This window comes from Bartonella sp. AC158YNML, from assembly GCF_042196725.1.
Classification (GTDB): domain Bacteria; phylum Pseudomonadota; class Alphaproteobacteria; order Rhizobiales; family Rhizobiaceae; genus Bartonella.
In genome coordinates this window covers 118,063-136,879 of the sequence record NZ_JBHIQU010000003.1, presented here as the reverse complement: position 1 = coordinate 136,879, position 18,817 = coordinate 118,063, and the positions used below count along the sequence as shown (strand labels likewise).

At 36.1% G+C, this 18,817-nt stretch carries 14 protein-coding genes; 2 read left to right on the top strand and 12 right to left on the bottom strand.

All coding sequences use genetic code 11. The features are described 5' to 3' along the window. Positions 1-699 precede the first annotated feature (699 nt). Entirely contained in the window at positions 700-825 is a 126-nt protein-coding gene (locus ACFIM1_RS02865; protein WP_375617358.1) for a hypothetical protein, read from the top strand. Between the two features lie 184 nt (positions 826-1,009). Here ACFIM1_RS02865 and ACFIM1_RS02860 read toward each other — a convergent pair whose 3' ends face one another. From ACFIM1_RS02860 to ACFIM1_RS02850, 3 genes are all read right to left on the bottom strand, one after another. Then, complete coding sequence (locus ACFIM1_RS02860) at positions 1,010-1,459, bottom strand: hypothetical protein (protein WP_375608061.1); 450 nt, start codon at positions 1,457-1,459, stop codon at positions 1,010-1,012. 544 nt (positions 1,460-2,003) lie between these two features. After that, on the bottom strand, positions 2,004-2,570 hold the full coding sequence (gene rsmD / locus ACFIM1_RS02855) for a 16S rRNA (guanine(966)-N(2))-methyltransferase RsmD (protein WP_375607336.1): 567 nt from the start codon (positions 2,568-2,570) through the stop codon (positions 2,004-2,006). Next, positions 2,551-3,951 carry a pseudouridine synthase gene (locus ACFIM1_RS02850; RefSeq protein WP_375607335.1) on the bottom strand — a complete coding sequence of 467 codons (1,401 nt, stop codon included), beginning with the start codon at positions 3,949-3,951 and terminating at the stop codon, positions 2,551-2,553. Before ACFIM1_RS02850 ends, rsmD begins: the two co-directional genes overlap by 20 nt. A 269-nt stretch (positions 3,952-4,220) precedes the next feature. Here ACFIM1_RS02850 and ACFIM1_RS02845 point away from each other — a divergent pair, with 269 nt between their 5' ends. Beyond that, a complete protein-coding gene (locus tag ACFIM1_RS02845) occupies positions 4,221-4,667 on the top strand; it encodes a nucleoside deaminase (RefSeq protein WP_375607334.1) in 447 nt (148 codons plus the stop codon). 648 nt (positions 4,668-5,315) lie between these two features. On the opposite strand, the gene ACFIM1_RS02840 is transcribed toward ACFIM1_RS02845, so the two are convergent. The 9 genes from ACFIM1_RS02840 to ACFIM1_RS02800 all read right to left on the bottom strand — a co-directional run bounded on the left by ACFIM1_RS02840 (position 5,316) and on the right by ACFIM1_RS02800 (position 18,210). Next, the gene (locus ACFIM1_RS02840) at positions 5,316-5,801 is read right to left on the bottom strand and encodes a hypothetical protein (protein WP_375608058.1); all 486 of its coding nucleotides are present in this window, start codon (positions 5,799-5,801) and stop codon (positions 5,316-5,318) included. A 177-nt stretch (positions 5,802-5,978) separates the two neighbouring features. After that, the gene (gene ileS, locus ACFIM1_RS02835) at positions 5,979-8,894 is read right to left on the bottom strand and encodes an isoleucine--tRNA ligase (protein WP_375607332.1); all 2,916 of its coding nucleotides are present in this window, start codon (positions 8,892-8,894) and stop codon (positions 5,979-5,981) included. 249 nt (positions 8,895-9,143) lie between these two features. Continuing rightward, on the bottom strand, positions 9,144-10,934 hold the full coding sequence (locus ACFIM1_RS02830; protein WP_375609204.1) for an outer membrane beta-barrel protein: 1,791 nt from the start codon (positions 10,932-10,934) through the stop codon (positions 9,144-9,146). A gap of 1,239 nt (positions 10,935-12,173) precedes the next feature. After that, positions 12,174-12,302 (bottom strand): hypothetical protein, encoded by a 129-nt coding sequence (locus tag ACFIM1_RS02825; protein ID WP_375609203.1) that lies wholly within the window; start codon positions 12,300-12,302, stop codon positions 12,174-12,176. 343 nt (positions 12,303-12,645) lie between these two features. Next, on the bottom strand, positions 12,646-13,524 hold the full coding sequence (locus ACFIM1_RS02820; RefSeq protein WP_375609202.1) for an outer membrane protein: 879 nt from the start codon (positions 13,522-13,524) through the stop codon (positions 12,646-12,648). Positions 13,525-13,707: 183 nt separating this feature from the next. Beyond that, on the bottom strand, positions 13,708-13,839 hold the full coding sequence (locus tag ACFIM1_RS02815; protein WP_375608053.1) for an outer membrane protein: 132 nt from the start codon (positions 13,837-13,839) through the stop codon (positions 13,708-13,710). Between the two features lie 1,055 nt (positions 13,840-14,894). Beyond that, the gene (locus ACFIM1_RS02810; protein WP_375608052.1) at positions 14,895-15,740 is read right to left on the bottom strand and encodes a porin; all 846 of its coding nucleotides are present in this window, start codon (positions 15,738-15,740) and stop codon (positions 14,895-14,897) included. Positions 15,741-16,077: 337 nt separating this feature from the next. Continuing rightward, positions 16,078-16,911 (bottom strand): outer membrane protein, encoded by an 834-nt coding sequence (locus ACFIM1_RS02805; protein WP_375608051.1) that lies wholly within the window; start codon positions 16,909-16,911, stop codon positions 16,078-16,080. Between the two features lie 969 nt (positions 16,912-17,880). Next, positions 17,881-18,210, bottom strand: a complete 330-nt coding sequence (locus ACFIM1_RS02800; RefSeq protein ID WP_375608050.1) for a hypothetical protein — start codon at positions 18,208-18,210, stop codon at positions 17,881-17,883. Between the last annotated feature and the right edge of the window lie 607 nt (positions 18,211-18,817).

Genomic DNA, 18,817 nt, shown 5'->3' with positions numbered 1-18,817 from the left:
CCTTTTTCGCTTCTTTATGAAAAGATGCAATATGTCGTAAAATCTCTTTAGTTGCAAGATTGCTCATTGGACCTTATCATTTTAGAAGCCAAATCTCCACTGACAATCAAATCAACAGAACATTGACAATTAACAAAAGTCTTAGCAATAACACTTGAATTTAAGCCAAAATCCTCAAAAATTCGAAAAGCATAAAATGATCTAAATCACAGGTCTTCCTTCCTCTGGGTAGTAAAAAACCTACCTCATCTCTTTCCTATAGCATTCTTTAATTTCCAAGCAAGAATCAAGAAAATGCCTTATATTTGTATACACTTCTTTTCTTCTATAAACTCTCTCATAATGAGACGGCACTCTTGTAAATGAAACAAAACTTAAACAGAGTAAAAAATATTTCCTTCCATTATGGTTTCAACAAAATGAGCAGTCATAAACTTCTTTACCCTAATGGGCGTAATATCATAAAGAACTCATTTTTTATATTTAAAAGTAATCAAAGAAATTATATTGTAATCTTTCAATAAAATTAATATTTTGATTTATACTTATAATTTATTGTTTTGTAATTTGTATAAAAAAGCCTAATAGCATAAAATTCTCTTTGTTTCGAACCTATTCATGTTGAGTCAATCACAACTATTTGCGAGCATATCATGAATAAGGGGCATATGAATGAAAACTATTTAAGAAGAAAACAAAATGCCTCTTATGAAGGTTTTAAATGCAAAAGCTATCGCAACATTAGAAACCAGCAAATATCATGACGATATTGGCCTACATCATAAGAGAAACAATGAGCTTCTGAAACTTTCTCATTTTCAATGAATTTCATAAGATTTTTAGCGCAAAATTAATCCCGTAAGATGATTTGAATCGATTTCAACAGCTAACTAAAAAATGCTCCGTAGCTCATTGGTTTGCCGTATACTCATAACTGATTCCGTTCTAATAATAAGTTACAATTTCTGCACCTTTTTTAAGGTGTTAACTTCTTTATAAACGCACACCCTTACAAGATGGTTTTGTTTTCAGTAAGAGCACGCCTGCTCATTTCAATCATTGCATCGCGAAGATGTAACTTAATTTTTGATCCAATAATCATTCCAAATAAAGGAGCAAGTAAGCCAGAAATAATTACAGTATGACGAATTTTGTTATTTGAAGAACCCGATTTTGTTGAACAAATATATTCATGATTAAAACTCATACGTGTAAAAGGAAGTTTAGCATAATCAGAAAAGCAAATATTTTTTATAACTTTATCAAGTGTAAAAGTTACTGTAGGTCCTTTTTTAGGTTTCATGCGTCCTATAGCGCCTTCTTTGAAAGGACCAGAAAGTTCTACCCACTCAAGTTCACTATCCCAGCAAGGCCATGATGCCACATCTTCCCATATAGCCCAAATTTTCTCAGCACTTGCTTCTGTACTAATTTCTTCACTATATATCCATTTAAACATGATAATCTCCCCTTTTTTATAAATTACTTATCTTTAGTGATAAAAAATAATATAAAAAAGTATCCTTAAAGCTGCACAACGATAAGATACTTAATACTCTAAGATCTACTTAATATGTAATGATTAAATCAACAAGCGATACTACTAAACTAAACACACAAATATTCAGGATAAATGAACAATATTTTCAATACTAAACAAAATATCTTTTTTAAGTTTAGACAATAACAAAAAATAAAAGTTACGCATCATTAAAATATAAATGCAGACTGCATAGCTTAAAGCTTTCAACTGCTGATGAAATGTAATGATTAAGGTATAGCAGAAAGAAATTAGACAAAAAAGATCATAACTATTATCGAGGATATATATATCCTATTGGAGAAAAAACATCCTTCTGTAGTAAAGCTAATAAAACTTCATCAATTCCTTTAACATTAGAATCTTTTATTTACTTTCTGCTTGACCTTTTAAAAACCATATAAAATGAAGAAAACTGTGAAAAAACATTTTTTTATCTTATCGGATAAAAACAAGAACTTTCTCAAGATGTAAGCAATCGTAATTTATAAAGACGTATTGCTGTCTCACCATAAAAACGCTCATCGTCTAGATAAAAAATATCTGGTAAATGAATAATCGTATCTTTCTTTTCTTCGAGCACGAAGAGTGTATCAGCTTTTGCCCAACCTCCTCGCAAAGCTTCTACAAAAGCACGTTCACCTAAACAACGGCTATAGGGAGGATCAGCGCAAATAACATCAAATGGAAGCATTGTTCCAATATTGCCAAGTTTGGTTGCATCACGACGCAAAATCCGTCCAATCCCTTGCAATTCAAAAGCTTCGATATTTTTTTGAAGTACTCCACGCCCCTCAACTGAATTTTCAACAAAAACAGCAGCCTTTGCTCCACGTGAAAGTGCTTCAATGCCTAAAGCCCCCGTACCAGCAAAAAGATCAAGAATGCGTTTATTGGTCCAAAATTGTTCTTCACGGCTAGAAAGAATATTAAAAAGGCTTTCACGTGTACGATCACTCGTTGGGCGAATCGACTGATTAACAGGCGAAAATAAAACACGACCAGCAAATTTACCGCCTATAATCCGCACGTGGACCTCCAAATCGCTTCGAAGTTTTTGCACCATCACTCTGTGATTTAGATTTTTTCATAGAACCACCAAATGTTTTTACTTTTTTCTTTCTCTCAAAAGAACGCTCATCATGACCACCTTTTATCATTTTCTCTTTATCCTTTAAAAAGCGATCTTTCTTACCAAAGGGATGCGTCTCGTCATAAGATATTTTGCCACGTTTTTGAACAAAACTTTCCCTCTTCTCTTTGTGTGACGAACTTTCTTTTAGTTTTTCCTTGCCTCGATGAAAGGACTTTCTACCATCCAAATCGCTCTTATAACCATGCGATTTCTCCTCACTATAGGAAGGCTTTCTACGTGCACTTTGCGGACGTGCACCAGGAGCCATCCAAACATTAGCACGGCGAGAACGCGGTAGAAAACGCTCTACTTTTCCTTCTTCACTTTTCTCCTTTTTTACATTTTCATGAGATTTTGTACTTAATCGTGCGCGACTATGTTCAACAGAACCATCTCTTGAGCGACGTCGTATCACCCTTTCACTTGAGAAAACCCAACCATCATTTGCAACAGAAAGATCTTTCTGGCTTTTCTTTTCTGCAACAACTGCAGAATTTGAAAATGGCTTAAGAATAGGAGCATCAAAATCTGCATTGGCTTGCATAATCAAACGCTCTCCCAACTGATCTCGTAACATCCGCCCTTTTAACTCTTGCACAGCTCCTTCTTCTAAATCAGAGAGATGAAATGGACCATAAGATACACGTATTAATCGATTAACTGATAATCCCAATGCCCCTAAAACATTCTTTATTTCACGATTTTTTCCTTCTCGCAAAGCAACAGAAAGCCATATATTCGACCCTTGTTCGCGTTCAATTGATGCTTCAATTGAACCATAAAAAATACCATTAATCGCAATACCATTTTTAAGGTTATCCAGCGCACTCTGTTTTACTCTTCCATGAGCACGGACGCGATATTTGCGGACCCACCCCGTGACAGGAAGTTCTAATACACGCGCTAAGCCACCATCATTGGTTAAAAGCAAAAGCCCTTCCGTGTTAATGTCAAGCCTTCCTACAGAAAGAACACGCGGCATTCCTTTTGGTAAATTACTAAATACTGTAGGTCTGCCTTCAGGATCACGGTTCGTGGTGACAAGACCTGCTGGCTTATGGTAAAGCCATAAACGCGTTCGTTCTATAGGAGGTAAAGGTTTGCCATCAACTTTAATAACATCAGAGCGGCTAACATTAAAAGCTGGCGTTTTCACGACTTTACCATTCACAGAAATACGACCTGAAACAATCATCATTTCTGCATCTCGACGCGAAGCAACACCAGCACGCGCTAATCTTTTAGCAATTCGTTCACTCTCATTATTTTCATTCATTTGCGTTTCAAACCAATCTTTGCAAGTATGTTCAGAAAATTATTCACATGCACCATACCGCTTATCCTGAAAAATGAAGTAGCATAATCATTTATCATTTTCTATCCTTTAACGACAATAATGTATCTGTTGACTTGCAAGTTTGTTTTAAACTCTTAAAAAAATAGAGGTATTCTTTTCATTATAAAAGCGTAATAAATTATTCATTCCATAGCATTCCTTATCGAGATAACCTTTAGATTTTCTATACCTTCAGTAGGAAGAATATTATGACTTTGACGCCCATGGAAATAGCCCTTTTAGAAGCGCAAGAAGCTGCAAAAAAAGATGAAGTTCCCGTAGGTGCTATCATTACACGTGGAAAAGCTATCATTGCACGCGCTGGTAACTTTATAAAATCTGCATATGACCCTACAGGACACGCAGAAATACGCGCAATCCGTATGGCTTGCAAAACATTGCAAAGCGAAAGGCTTCCTGATTGCGATCTTTATGTAACACTTGAACCTTGTGCTATGTGTGCTGCTGCCATTTCATTTGCACGCATACGACGTCTCTATTACGCAATAAATGATCCCAAAGGAGGTGCTATAGAAAATGGTCCACGTTTTTATCAGCAACCAACCTGTCATCACAAACCTGAGATTTATTCTGGTTTTAAAGAAAAAGAAGCAGCTCAATTACTTAAAGATTTTTTTGTACAAAAGCGATACTAAAAACAATTCTTCTTCCATAACTTTTACTCTTTAGAAACTATCCTATTTCTTAAAAAAGATTATTCATCCTTCTGATATAGCGAAAGCTATTTTGAAGCATTTTTTTCTCTTTTAATCCTGCATATGCTTCTATAAAATGATACATTCATTCATAAGAATAATTCATTATTTTGTATATAAAATATAAAGTCCAAAATATCGTAGATATACTCTTATTTCAAATTACATTGAAGCAATAAAAATCTCTTTCTTGGCACTCATAAGTGAGGTTACTGTCTAGATAAAAAACGTTTTAGAAAAGACTAAAAATGTCTTTTATGAAAGCTCTCAAATGCAAAAATTGCCACAACATTGAAATCTGGAAAATAAAATGATGGTATAAGCTCTCTCCTTCATAAGAATAAAGCTGCTAATTTTCAATGGCTTTCACGTTATACTATCCACACAAACAACGTTGTGAAATGGACTTAAAAGATATTTCTTGTTAAAAAAGCAACGCTGAACCACTCTCTCGATGCTATCGCCATATTGCTATTTCATGGAAATAACAACCAGCTTGCAGCAGCATTATAACTCTGCGTGAACTGAGAACTTGGTGTCATAATTAATGAGAAGAATACCTCACATACTTTATATTTTGTCTTTTTCTTATCGACCAATAGGTGCAATTTTTGCCGGTTGGCGATAACTTAAAGGTGGTTCAGTGAGATAGCGACGGTATTTTGAACTTCCAACTTGTGCTCTCTGACGACGTAAATATTCTTGTCGTTGCTTCGCACTCAACTGTGAAGGATTTTCTGAACCAGCGCCATTAACTAATGATCGCTTGTGAGGAAAAGGAGTACTTTCCCGATGCTGCTTCGATGCTGCTATTTTATTGACAGATTTATCTTGTTGTGGCACCGGTAAAAACCTGCGTGAACTAGGACTTGGTATTATAAGCTTTGGATGGGGTTTCATAACAATCTGGCTGCTGTTATTTGTTGGTGTTAATGAAGTGATATTAGCAACATCTTCAAAAAACTGTATCGAAACTGGTTTATTGGTACCATAGGTAGGCGCATTACATCCCGTTAAAACAAAGCATATACCTAAAATTCCTATTGGAAATATTTTTACTTCACATTTTCTCACTGCTTATCCCATTTCCTAAGTATATGGCTGATTAATATTCCCGTTATTTATGAGAGAACGGTCCATATACAAATTTCCCCCCTGCAGATAAAACAACGGAATTTTTTTCGTACCACAAAAAACTATATTCATCAATACGAGAAATATACTTGCATTTCTTTCCTTTGATCTAAAACTTTAAATCTTGCCAAGAATCCGCAATTCCCGCAAAGCAGCTGCATCACGAGCAGATACATCCGGATAAGCTGGATCACTTCCAACATCTTGTGTATAACGCCATGATCGAGCACATTTTTTTCCCAACGCTTTCTTTGGATATACACCAACACCTTCAACATCATCCAAAGTAAACGCATCGGAAGGCATTGTATCCTGCGTAATTGTGAGTGCGCTGGTAATACAGATCTCCGCCATATCCACATTTTCTAATGCCTCTCGTAAAACCAGATTGGAAATAAAAACAATAGGCGCAGCTTCCAAAGAGGATCCAATACGCTTATTAGCACGTTCAAGTTCTAAAGCACCTGTCACAACTTTACGGACCTGCCGAATTTTTTTCCAACGCTCAGCCAAAGATTGGTTTTGCCATTCTTCTGGTACAGAGCGAAATTGTTCCAAATGCACTGATTGGCTTTCTGGGTAACGCTCTAACCAAGCTTCCTCCATAGTAAAAGGCAACATTGGAGCAAGCCATGTTACCATACGCTCAAAAACCTCACGGACAACCTGCAAGGAGGCCTTGCGTTTTTTTGATGAAGGCGCATCACAATAAAGAGAATCCTTTCGGATATCAAAATAAAATGCCGATAACTCAATGATTGAAAAATCCAATAATGCACGCATAATCTTTTTAAAATCAAATTCATCGTAAGCGCGATTAATCAACTGATCAAGTTCAAAAAGCCTATGCAATATAAATTTTTCAAGATCCGGCAGTGCACCATAAGATATTTCTTCTCCATCATCATGTGCTAAAGTTCCAAGCATCCAACGAATTGCATTGCGTAGTTTACGATATGAATCCACATTTGTCTGAAGAATTTTCTTGCCTAAACGCTGATCTTCCCAATAATCTGTTGTCATCACCCAAAGACGAAAAATATCAGCTCCAGATGTTTTAATGATCTCTTGCGGAACAACCGTATTGCCTAAAGATTTAGACATTTTCTTACCATTCTCATCCAAAGTAAAACCGTGTGTGATCACTGCCTTATAAGGAGAGCAAGCACGCGTACCACAGCTTTCCAAAAGAGAAGATTGGAACCATCCACGATGTTGATCAGAGCCTTCAAAATAAACATCTGCAGGCCATTTTAAATCAGCCCGATCTTCTAATACAAAGCTATGGCTTGCTCCAGAATCAAACCAAACATCCAAAATATCATGAACCTGCATCCAAGGCTCATGCGCACGGTCACCTAAAAAACGTTCACGTGCTCCTTCAGCAAACCATGCATCTGCCCCTTCTACTTCAAAAGCCCGTAAAATACGTTCGTTCACGCTTTCATCTTTCAAAACAACACCATCCTCATTCGCAAAAATACAAATAGGAACTCCCCAAGAACGCTGACGAGAAAGAACCCAATCAGGACGATCTTCTATCATAGAGGCTAGGCGGTTTTGTCCAGAAGGTGGTATAAAACGCGTTTTTGAAACAGCATCCAAAGCCCGACTGCGTAAAGTTGAACCATCCCCAAGATCTTTATCCATTGAAATAAACCATTGCGGCGTATTACGAAAAATAACGGGTTTTTTCGAACGCCAACTATGGGGATAGGAATGTTTCAAACGACCGCGTGCAAATAATCGATCTGCTTTAATTAAAGCGTTAATGACCCCTTTATTGGCATCACCCATTTTCCCATTATCATCAATAACACGTGCTGCTCCCCCTTCACGATCCGGTCCCAAACCCGGAACATCTTTCGTATAGAAACCCGCATCATCGACAGGAAATGGTATAGATGAATCAATCCCTGCTTGCTCCAATAGAGGCTTATAAGCATTCCAAATTTCAAAGTCCTCACGCCCATGACTTGGTGCTGTATGGACAAAACCTGTACCAGCATTCTCTGTCACATGCGATCCCTCAAGCAATACTATCTTATAATTATACCCTCCCGCCAAACCTTTGAGTGGATGAGAAAGAACAAGAGCTTTCAATTCATCAGCAGAAATAACACGCAAACGCTTCAAAACAAGTTTGGCTTTTTCTGCACAACTCATCGCTAGAGCATCTGCAAAGAGAAGCTTTTCTCCCACTTGAGGACCAAAATCATTTTCAGCACTTTCAACTTCGTAAATACCATAAGAAATCTGCGAAGAATAACTCACTGCACGATTGCTTGGGATTGTCCACGGTGTTGTTGTCCAAATGACAACATAAGCACCATATAAATCATCAGAATTTGCTTCAAAAACAGGAAACTTAACCCAAATCACCTCTGATTCATGATCATGATATTCAATCTCAGCCTCTGCCAAAGCCGTACGCTCCACAACAGACCACATCACTGGCTTGGAACCACGATAAATCTGATCTGACATAGCAAATTTTATCAATTCACTAGCAATGCGTGCTTCTGCATGAAAAGCCATTGTAGTGTAAGGCGTGTTAAAATCTCCCACAACACCAAGGCGTTTAAATTCTTCGCTTTGAACGGTTACCCAATGTTGTGCAAATTCACGGCATTCTTGACGAAACTCATTCAGAGGTACCTCGTCCTTATTTTTTCCCTGTGCTCGATATTTTTCTTCAATTTTCCATTCAATTGGAAGCCCATGGCAATCCCAACCAGGAACATAATTTGCATTAAAACCGCGCATTTGGAATGAACGAACAACCACATCCTTTAGAACTTTGTTTAAAGCATGCCCGATATGAATATGACCATTTGCATAAGGTGGACCATCATGAAGAATATAAAATGGACGATCTTTTGCTTGTTGGCGCAATTGCGCATAAAGCCCTATATTTTCCCAATGCGCCATCAATTCAAGCTCTTTTTGTGGAAGACCTGCACGCATGGGAAAATTTGTCTGTGGGAGATAAAGAGTTTTTGAATAATCTATTGTTTCATTTTTCACAGTCATTGTGAAATATTCCTGTCCACTTTTACGAGTTTACTTTTGCATAACTTCCCTGAACCCTGCAACTCTGGTTTTTATCTATAGGGAAAGCCGAGCTTATCATTCGTATTAAGCAGCGATCAGGAAAATATATCATCACACTCTATGGGCTTTATCATGAAATTCACAAGAAAAGAAACCAAAAAGTGATCTTTAAAAAAATAAAGGCTCCACTAACAGTGGAGCCTCTTAGAAATTTACTCTTAAAAAAGATCAAAATTTGTAAGCTACACCAACACGGAAATCATTGGTTTTGTAATTAACTTCAAGTTTTTCTTTTGCAAATTTCTTTTTACCAAAATCGGAATAACGATATTCTGCACGTACAATCACATTATCCAACATCGCGAAATCAATGCCACCACCCAGAGTGTAACCAATCATAGTTTTTGTCTCATCAGTTAAGTTTTTAGAAGAAACGACACTTCCATCCTCACCCTTAACAGATATTGATACAGTGTCTTGGAACTGCCCATAAGCAATACCACCAGCAAGATAAGGCATAAAGCGATCAGCAGCAAAACCGATACGTACCCGTGTAGCACCACCCCAATTTTGTTTGAAAGTATGGTTTAAAGCTTCAACTTCATCTTCTTGATCCAGAGCAAGTTCAGAAGCAACCTTTTTGATTTGTTCTATACCGTATACACTGGAATTGCTCTTATCTGCCGCTTGGGGACTTTGTGCACCGTGTCCAGCCATATTCTGTCCACCATGAGGATGAGAAGTATGTGGGTGAGAACCATGCGGATTAGCACCAGAGCCGTATCCACCGCCGTGAGGTGCACCATGTGGATGAGCATGTCCACCTCCATTAGAAGCAACGCGCGAATGAGAGTTATTACCAATATAACTCTGAATACTATGATGACCTCCGCTTGTTCCATTAGAAGCCTCTTTCTCAGATCCAGATGATCCTGATCTCGCTAGTACAAGTGATGAACCCGGTACCGTTTTCTCTACTGCTGATGGCTGTACTGATGTGGGTGCTTTTGCTACTGACTCATTTGATTCTTTTATTGAATGAGAGGATACTGGTGTTTTTTCAACCGTTTGTGCGGATTCTGATTTTACAGACGCTTTGGGTTCACTTACTCTCGCTTCTGATGGTTGCTCTCCTGTAGATGACCTTGCCAAAGAAAGCGGTTCTGACGCTTTTGATATCGATCCTGTCTGTACACTGGGAGATGCTGATTTTGCTACTACTTTTGATACATTCTCTCTTAATGATGTTTCTCCTGTATCTGATCTTAATAATGAAGGTGATACTGGTTGCTCTGAGTTTGTCCCCGTGGTGGAAGATGTTTGTTTAGATCTAGCTGTTTGCTTTAACATTGCTGTTGGGCTTGACCTTCCTGATACTGATTTTACTGAATTAGTGCTGCCAGCTGCTGGTGATTGCACAGTTTTCTCTGATTCTAATAACGTTTGTGTTGTAGAATTTTCTGGCGCTTTTGGATTAGCGTTAGTCTCTGTTAACCCTTTTGATTGTTGTATTCCTCCTTCTGCTTTTGTTTGTACATTTAGCGCTGATGGTACTGATACTGTTGATATTGATGCTTTTGGGGTTACAACTTCTGCTGATCTGCGGGCTCTTCCTACTGCATTCTCTACTGTAGCGTTATTAGATGCACCTATGGTTATGGTTTTTGTGTGTTTTTTTCCAGATAACATTAAATCCGTATCAATACCAAAAACAAAGCTGTCACCGAGATCGATATTAGACCCTGCATAAAAACCACCTGCAAAACCTGAAAGTTTAGGAGAGAACTCTTTATCCAGCGAGAAATTCTTTTCTTGATCAATAAGAGCCATATCTGCTTTGCTCGAAAAACCACCGGCTTGGACACCTAAATAAAGACCTGTCCATGAAAAAGTAGGAGCAACAATGGCAGAAGAAGTCGATGATGCTGGCTGATGAGGAATCAGAACATCAGCAGCTAACGCTGTAGATGCCGAAATTAAAGAAAAAATAGACGCTGTTATTAAACGTTTTGTGTTCATAAAATCTCTCCAAATATCCAAAATGAAATGTATATAGAGTATCTTCTTTGAAATATCTGTAGCAAAAATAACACACTCACAAAAAAATAAAGGATTTTTGAAAATAAGCTTTCTTAACTATTTAGTTTTGTTTTCAATGAGGATTTGTAAATTAAATCACACTAAAATTATGTGTCTTAAAATTGGATTTATTTCCATTAAATTTTCGCGTGACGGTTAATGACAACATTCTTTACAAATTTCTTTTTACAGAAATCTCAATAACAATATTCTGCACACAAAAAACATTGTCTATCACTCAAAAAATCAACGCCAGTGCAAACCGTAAAATCAATCATTACATTTTTTAAAACCAAGCACCATAAAAGTTTCATGAAATAAAACATTCACAAAAAAACTTTTAGATTTTTTTCAGAAATATTGTCGTCCTAACACATCACTTTGATTTATAAAGATAACTTATTGTTTGTATGTTTAATAAAAAAATCTAATACCGTAGGATTCTCTCGTTTAAAACCTGTTCCATGTTGAATCCATCAAAACCATGTCTCTGTGTATGTCATAAACGGGATGGAGCATGTCAATAAAAAATATTAAAGACAAGATTAAAAATACTTTTTATAAAAGCTCTTAACAGCTAAGGTCTGTCTGAAACATTGGTGGCTATTACAGTGTATGATGGTGCCAGTTTACTCTTTTTATTAAGCATAAAGGTCGTAGTACTCAATGGAGTTATTATATTGGGGGATTATCGCTTTATACTATTCACGAATCTTGACATGAAACAGATATGATATGCCCTGAGAAATATTTCTTTAAAACAAGCGTGTGAATACGTAACAACGATATAGTCCGTTTGGGGCATTTTGTTTTCATAAGAGGTGTGATCCCATTAAAGAATGCAATAAATAAAAGCGCAAAACAATACATCATCCTCACTATTAAAAAAACATTGCTCTCAATGCTTTTGAAAATCATAAAACTCAATTAAAAGAAGAAGGTAAAGTTGAAAACTGATTTTTATCTTTATAATTTCATATGCTTCCCTAATGAGACTGTATTTCCGTTTCAGAGAGTACTCTAACAGGATATATGTAGCACGATCGTTCTAAACTAGCATATAAAAGGCGGCTAAAGTTAATCACTGGTTATGATCTTTTCCTGTTTTTGAGATTAATTGAACGCTTTTCACTTAGGTGTGAAATAGCAGCAGTGATATAAGATTTTATTAATCAGTAATTATAAAATCTCTCTATATATGTAACCAATCCGCTTATGGAGAAGCAAATCGGCACCATCACACACTTTGCCAGCTCGTGAATACTGCTCTCTCCCTTTCCTTGCATTAAGATGGTTCATAAGAGCCATTTTTAATCCTTTCTTCTATAGTTTTTATCCACACACTCATCCTACCTGTGATGTGCAAGCAAGTGATTTTTATTGATTCAACATACACAGATTTGAAATGAGAAAATTTTACGGTATTTGAGGATCTAATTCAACATGAATAATATTAAATTATCTTTATAAATCAATATGTTGTACGACATTTATAATAGACGACTTTTTTCTTTAAAGCTTTATAACACAAAATGAAATAATAAAAACAAGAAGGGTTTAAGAAAGATTAAAATAAAGGGCTAATAAAATAAAGGCCTCGTTAAACGAGGCCTTAGTATCTTTTTGTGCTTATAATTTCATTTTTACGAAATTAGAACTTGTAAGCGACACCTACACGGAAGTCATTGGTTTTGTAGTTGAATTCACGTGTATCGTTTGCGAATTTCTTTTTACCAAAATCGGAGTAACGGTATTCTGCACGTAAAAGAACGCTTTCTGTCATTGCAAAGTCAACTCCACCACCAATAGTAAAACCAACCATTGTCTTCGTGTCATCAGCCCAAGTACCACCAGTCAAATCTACATTTTGCTTAACTGGTGGGTTTTCCATCACATCAGCTTTCTGCTCAACTTTAGCTCTCTCTCCTTTTCCTGCAACTGACTGAATGCCCTGTACCTGCGCATAGGCAATACCACCAGCAACATAAGGCATAATACGGTCAATAGCAGCAAAACCGATACGAACGCGTGTAGCACCAGACCATTTTTCTTTATAACTGTGTTTTTCCGTTACTTTGTCACCTATTTCAAACTGCTGATGATCTTTTAGTTCAACCTTAGTTTTTTCAAGGGCATTATTAAAAAATGCCACATCTTCTTTAGTAAGAGTCAATTCACGGGCTGTTTTTGATTCTTCACGGTCTGCCCAAACTGCATCAGTTTCAACACCCAGAATGAGACCATTTCCGAGGTCTACGTTAGATCCTGCATAAAGACCACCCATGAAACCAGAAGGACTAGGTATATTATCTTTTTTGAAAAGTTCTTTGTCTGCTCCTGGAACAGTTAATTTCGTTTTACTCGAAAAGTTACCAACTTGACCACCAAGATAAAAGCCTGTCCAAGAAAACGAAGGGGCTGTGATAACTGCTGGTGCGACTTCATGAGGAATCACGACATCAGCTGCATATGCTGCAGAAGATGAAATCAAAGCGACAACAGAAGTTGCTATTAAAAATTTTGTATTCATAATTTTGCTCCTAAATTAACTACAAGATGATCCTACAAGATTATAAACAGAAAATCTGTAGTAAAAATGTCACAATTGTACAAATAAAAATCTTAGAAAACAGGGTTTTTGTAAAAGTCAAGATCTTTTGGAAATTTAATTTTTTATTAATACTTTGTATTCATAATTGCGCTTTTGACAAAATTAGAACTTGTAAGCAATACTTACACGAAAGCCATTGGTTTTGTAGCCTAGTTTACCCTCATCCTTTGCAAATTGCTTCTTACAAAAGTCCGAGTAATGGTATTCTGCACGCAACAGAACATTGTCTGTCATTGCAAAGTCAACACCTAGGGTGAAACTAACCAGTGTCTTTGTCTTCATCATGCAAATTATCAGAAGCGATCTTTTGATCAGTATTATCAGCCAGCCTCTTTTTTCACTTCAATTGTGGAAATGCCCTACATTTGCGTATAAGCAATACCATCAGCAAAATAAGGTATTATACGATTAGCAACTACAAAACTAATACGGGCCCATGTTAAACTAGACCATTTTTCTTCTTCAGTAAAAATTATAAACTATTGTATCATCATCGTGAAGCTTTTCTGCATCAGCCAAAGTAACGCCAGCATTTATAAGATTTTGGCTAAATTTTTATATCTCATACGCCTCAAGATCTTCTAAGTGCGTTTTTGTTTTTCCACGGTCATGCCCAAACTGCATCTGTTGCAACACCTAAGATGAAGACATTTCCAAGATCAAAGTTAGACCCTGTATAAAAACCGCCAATCAAACCTGAAAGTTTAGGCAATCCATATTTGTATGGAGTTTTTTTTATCTCTAAATCAAATAGATCAACTTGGCTTAAAAAGTTGCCAACTTGACCACCGATATAAAACCCTGTTCAAAAAAAGTAGGAGCAGCAATACCTGTTGGAGCTACTTCACCAAGAATGATAGCATTAGCAGCTTGTGTCGCAAAGCTGTAGTTATAATGATAACAGAAATTATGATTAAAGATTTTATATTCGTAAACTTTGCTCCTAATTTATTTAGAACAAAGTATTATACAACTACAGAAAAAACGCTGTAGTCAACATGATACAACCATAGGAAACGAAAGACGAACCCAATATAAAATCATTTCATAACTTCACTTCGTACAAAAAACTGTAAGTTATAAATATATACATAAGATATTGATTTTACACCGTAGTTATTGTCTCTTGTTTATGAAAATCTTTTTAAGAAAATCCGAATAATATCTTTTACATCCCCAACAAATATAAGGTATGTGATAATATATCAATAGAAAAATAAAAGAGGCTCCGTCTTTAACAGAGCCTCATAACAATTTATTTTGTCTTCATCATTTCGTTTTTGACGAAATTAGAATTTGTATGCAACACCTACACGGAAGTCATTGGTTCTGAAATTATATTCTTTTTCTTTTGCAAAAAATTTCTTTTTACCATAGTCCGCGTAACGGTATTCTGCACGCAACAGGACATTATCAGTCACTGCAAAATCAAGACCGCCACCAATAGTGAAACCAACCATTGTTGCTGTTTCATCAGATGAACCTGAAACAAAAGTTTTATTACCTACCTTCACTTCTCCATAAGCAGCCTCTAGCTGTGTATAGGCAACACCTCCAGCAACATAAGGCATAATGCGGTCAGCAGCAGCAAAACCAATACGTACTCGCGTAGCACCAGCCCATTTCTGTTTAAAACCAACACCTTCTGATACATCCACAATTCCTTGTGCAGCTGTATTTCTAACACTTAAACTCTTTACAATTTCAGTTCCACTAGCTGGAGGAGTTTCAGTTCCACTAGCTGGAGGAGTTTCAGTTCCACTAGCTGGAGGAGTATCAGTTTTAGAAACTACTCGCACATCCTTTTTGCCAGACCAGATCATATCTGTTTCAACACCTAATATAATGCCATTTCCAAGATCAAAGTTAGATCCTGCATAAAAACCGCCAATCAAACCTGAAAGTTTAGGTGACAAGTCTTTAAAAACTGAAGTATCTTTATCTTTATCTTTTAATTCAACTTTACTTGAAAAACCACCAATCTGACCACCAATATAAAAGCCTGTCCAAGAAAATGAAGGGGCTGCGATGACTGCTGGGGCTGTTTCACGAGGGATGACAACATCAGCAGCTTGTGCTGCAGAAGCAGCCGCCATAGCGATAATAGAAGTTGTTACTAAAGATCTTATATTCATAAACTTTGCTCCTAATTTATTTATGAGACAGTGCTACAAAATTAGAGAAAGAAAAGCTGTAGTAAAAATGATACAGTTACAGAAAATAGAGGGATCATCCAAGACGAAATGATCTCATAGCTTCGTTTTGCACAAGAAACCGTAAGCTGTATAATGTAATAACTTATTGATTTTAAATGTAATTATTCTTTATTGTTTATGAAAAACTTTTTAAGAAGATCTGAAGAATATCTTTTCATATCCACAATAAATTATGTGTTGTGTGATAATATAGCAACAGAAAATAACAGAGGCTCTGTCAAAGACGAAGCCTCTTCGTTATTTAACTTACCATCTATTAAAATTTGTAAGCAACACCTACACGGAAATCATTGGTTTTGTAAGAAGTCTCATATTTATCATTTGAGAATTTCTTTTTACCAAAATCTGAGTAACGATATTCCGCCCGGACAATAATATTATTGGTCATTGCTAAATCAACACCAGCACCAAAAGTGTAACCAACAAGGGTCTTTGTTTCATCAGAAAGAGTACCAGAAGCGATTACTTTGTCTGAATCTTTATCTGTTATTGAAATCAACGCACTATCTTGAAGCTGTGTATAAGCGATACCACCAGCAACATAAGGCATAATGCGTTCAGCTGCAAAACCAATACGCACGCGCGTTGCACCAGCCCACTTTTCTTTAAAAGTGAAACTGTGGGTTCGTTTAGCACCAGCTTCAAGCGCGTCTTTACCAATATTAATTCCAGATTCTGTTAATATCTTCTTAATATAATTTATGTGATTTGGAGCAATAATGTATGTTTTTCCTGTCTTCGTGTCATCTTTATTAGACCACATAATATCCGTATCAACACCTAAAATAAGGCCATTGCCGAGATCAATATTGGAACCTGCGTAAAGACCACCCATGAAACCAGATAGTTTAGGCAAATAATCGTCATCTACTGGAATCTTTTGTCCACTAGCAAGAATATCCATCTTTGTTTTACCCGAAAAACCACCAAGCTGCCCACCAAGATAGAAACCTGTCCAAGAAAAAGTTGGAGCAACAATAACGGGAGCAACAGGAGTTGGACGCGGGGGAACAATAACATCTGCTGCCTGCACCGCTGAAGCTGAAACAAAAGCGAAAGCAGAAGCTGTTATTAACCATTTTATATTCATATTTTCTCTCCATAGCTGAATATTTATTTGAACACGTCATTTCATATAGAGCCCTATCTCTAGATATCTGTAGCAAAAATGATACACTCATAAAAAAAACAAAAAGCCTCTCCCGCCACCCTTAATTGCTTGATCTGTAATAAATAAGAATTAAACTATGCCCACAAAGGATCTCTTTTCGTCACATTTTCTCTCCTTTATGAATTTTGCAAAAAATCTACACTATCCCCTCCGTGTAAAGCATGTATTATTGGCTATGAAAGATTGTCTTTTATAGCTTACCTGCACTATTGAAGATGCTCTCATTTATATTTAAATAACGAAAACCATTCCCCTGCACATCACAAAAGAGCAAATGTGTGTGGATAAATAAAACTATTAAAGGCTAAAATGCCACCTATGAATACTCTCAATATCAAAAATAGCGAGAACTGTTAAAGTATTGAAAACAGCCAAATGCAACCGTTCTATTTAAATTCATACAAACAAAATTTTTAGCTTCACCCTTCGCATGACCAAAATGCAAATAGCTCTCTGATTGTTTTTTTAGATTGTAAAGGACACTTGTATCGCACAAAATAAGACTCCCAATATTCCATAAATTGCAACAAAATCACAGGTAATTTATCACACATGCTCTTTGTTTTAATTAGTCATTTATTATTTTTTGAAATACTTACGCTTCTGCTTAACTTTCTAGAAAATCTTTTCCAGAGCTTTAGCCCTATTTGTAGGCTATCATTTCATACTCTTTTTAGTTAAATTGAAAAAATACCTCAAGAAAGACACCAGCTATGATAAACATCAAAACTTATATAAAAACACTCCTTAATGCTGAAAAAATGAAAGATCTTTCTTAAAGCCTTCAAACATACCTTTCTTAAAAAATCATAGATTTAGCAGAAAAATATCTCTCTTCTTCAACTCCCTCACACATATATACATCTCTTAATGTTGTTTTTTCACTTTTTAATAACTCATTGGACCTCGTGCAAATAGGTTTGGTCGTCTTCTTTTCCCTGATCCTTTTTTAGGATAATGATCTCTTTTTTTACCAGAATGTAACACAGGGACTAACTGAGCTGCTGTTATGCATTCGCTGTTATTTGTGCAAGAAAGTTCTATCTGAAAAACTTCTGATAAGATCTTTCTAGATCGTTCACTAGAAAAAAGATCTATAGGAGGAACAATCGCAGATATGTCCTGTATTAACTTTTGAGAAAACAAAACAGAAGAACCCTGCGCTACAGAAATTGAAGCAAAAGTAGCAAAAGTTGTCATAAAATATTTTATATTCATAAATTTAACCTCACAAAATATCCACAATGGATTTTATTTAGTATCCCCATTGAAAATTTCCAGAGAAAAATAACATGTTGATAGATGAAAGGTGAGAATTCTAAAAAACAAAACTTTGGAGCATTCTAATTTTAAAATAAATGCAAATTCCCCTGCTCTGCCAACATAGAAATCATTTGTTTGGTAGTAAATAAAGACATGAAGTATCGTCTAAAAATAATAAACAACGGGAATTTTACATCAACATATTGATTTATAAAATACCCCCATGAATGAACGCTCTAAATATCGTAAGATTCTCCCATTTCAAACTTGATCATGATGCATTAAGAAAATTTTTCGCTTACACATCATAAATGAAGTTGATTCATGGATAAAATTCTTAACAAAGGGGGACTGTTGAGCTGTTTAAATACAAAAACTATTGTAACATTTTGACTAGGCAAAAAGCACTACTGCTGTCTTGTTTTTTGCGCACTTTTCTAAGAGTCATTTTTTGTATCGTTCAGAGTTATCGTGATCATCTTTATATATTAAGCCTTCCAACCTACCGTATGTTTCCAGCCTCTCCTCAAAATTGCTTTGTTTCAAATAAAAGCTGTTACAA

What these genes read in the sequence shown, in the direction of transcription:
- ACFIM1_RS02865 (WP_375617358.1), top strand. Translation starts at nt 700, where the DNA reads ATGCCTCTTATGAAGGTTTTAAATGCAAAAGCTATCGCAACATTAGAA.
- ACFIM1_RS02860 (WP_375608061.1), bottom strand. Translation starts at nt 1,459, where the DNA reads ATGTTTAAATGGATATATAGTGAAGAAATTAGTACAGAAGCAAGTGCT.
- ACFIM1_RS02850 (WP_375607335.1), bottom strand. Translation starts at nt 3,951, where the DNA reads ATGAATGAAAATAATGAGAGTGAACGAATTGCTAAAAGATTAGCGCGT.
- ACFIM1_RS02845 (WP_375607334.1), top strand. Translation starts at nt 4,221, where the DNA reads ATGACTTTGACGCCCATGGAAATAGCCCTTTTAGAAGCGCAAGAAGCT.
- ileS (WP_375607332.1), bottom strand. Translation starts at nt 8,894, where the DNA reads ATGACTGTGAAAAATGAAACAATAGATTATTCAAAAACTCTTTATCTC.
- ACFIM1_RS02830 (WP_375609204.1), bottom strand. Translation starts at nt 10,934, where the DNA reads ATGAACACAAAACGTTTAATAACAGCGTCTATTTTTTCTTTAATTTCG.
- ACFIM1_RS02825 (WP_375609203.1), bottom strand. Translation starts at nt 12,302, where the DNA reads ATGGCTCTTATGAACCATCTTAATGCAAGGAAAGGGAGAGAGCAGTAT.
- ACFIM1_RS02820 (WP_375609202.1), bottom strand. Translation starts at nt 13,524, where the DNA reads ATGAATACAAAATTTTTAATAGCAACTTCTGTTGTCGCTTTGATTTCA.
- ACFIM1_RS02815 (WP_375608053.1), bottom strand. Translation starts at nt 13,839, where the DNA reads ATGACAGACAATGTTCTGTTGCGTGCAGAATACCATTACTCGGACTTT.
- ACFIM1_RS02810 (WP_375608052.1), bottom strand. Translation starts at nt 15,740, where the DNA reads ATGAATATAAGATCTTTAGTAACAACTTCTATTATCGCTATGGCGGCT.
- ACFIM1_RS02805 (WP_375608051.1), bottom strand. Translation starts at nt 16,911, where the DNA reads ATGAATATAAAATGGTTAATAACAGCTTCTGCTTTCGCTTTTGTTTCA.
- ACFIM1_RS02800 (WP_375608050.1), bottom strand. Translation starts at nt 18,210, where the DNA reads ATGAATATAAAATATTTTATGACAACTTTTGCTACTTTTGCTTCAATT.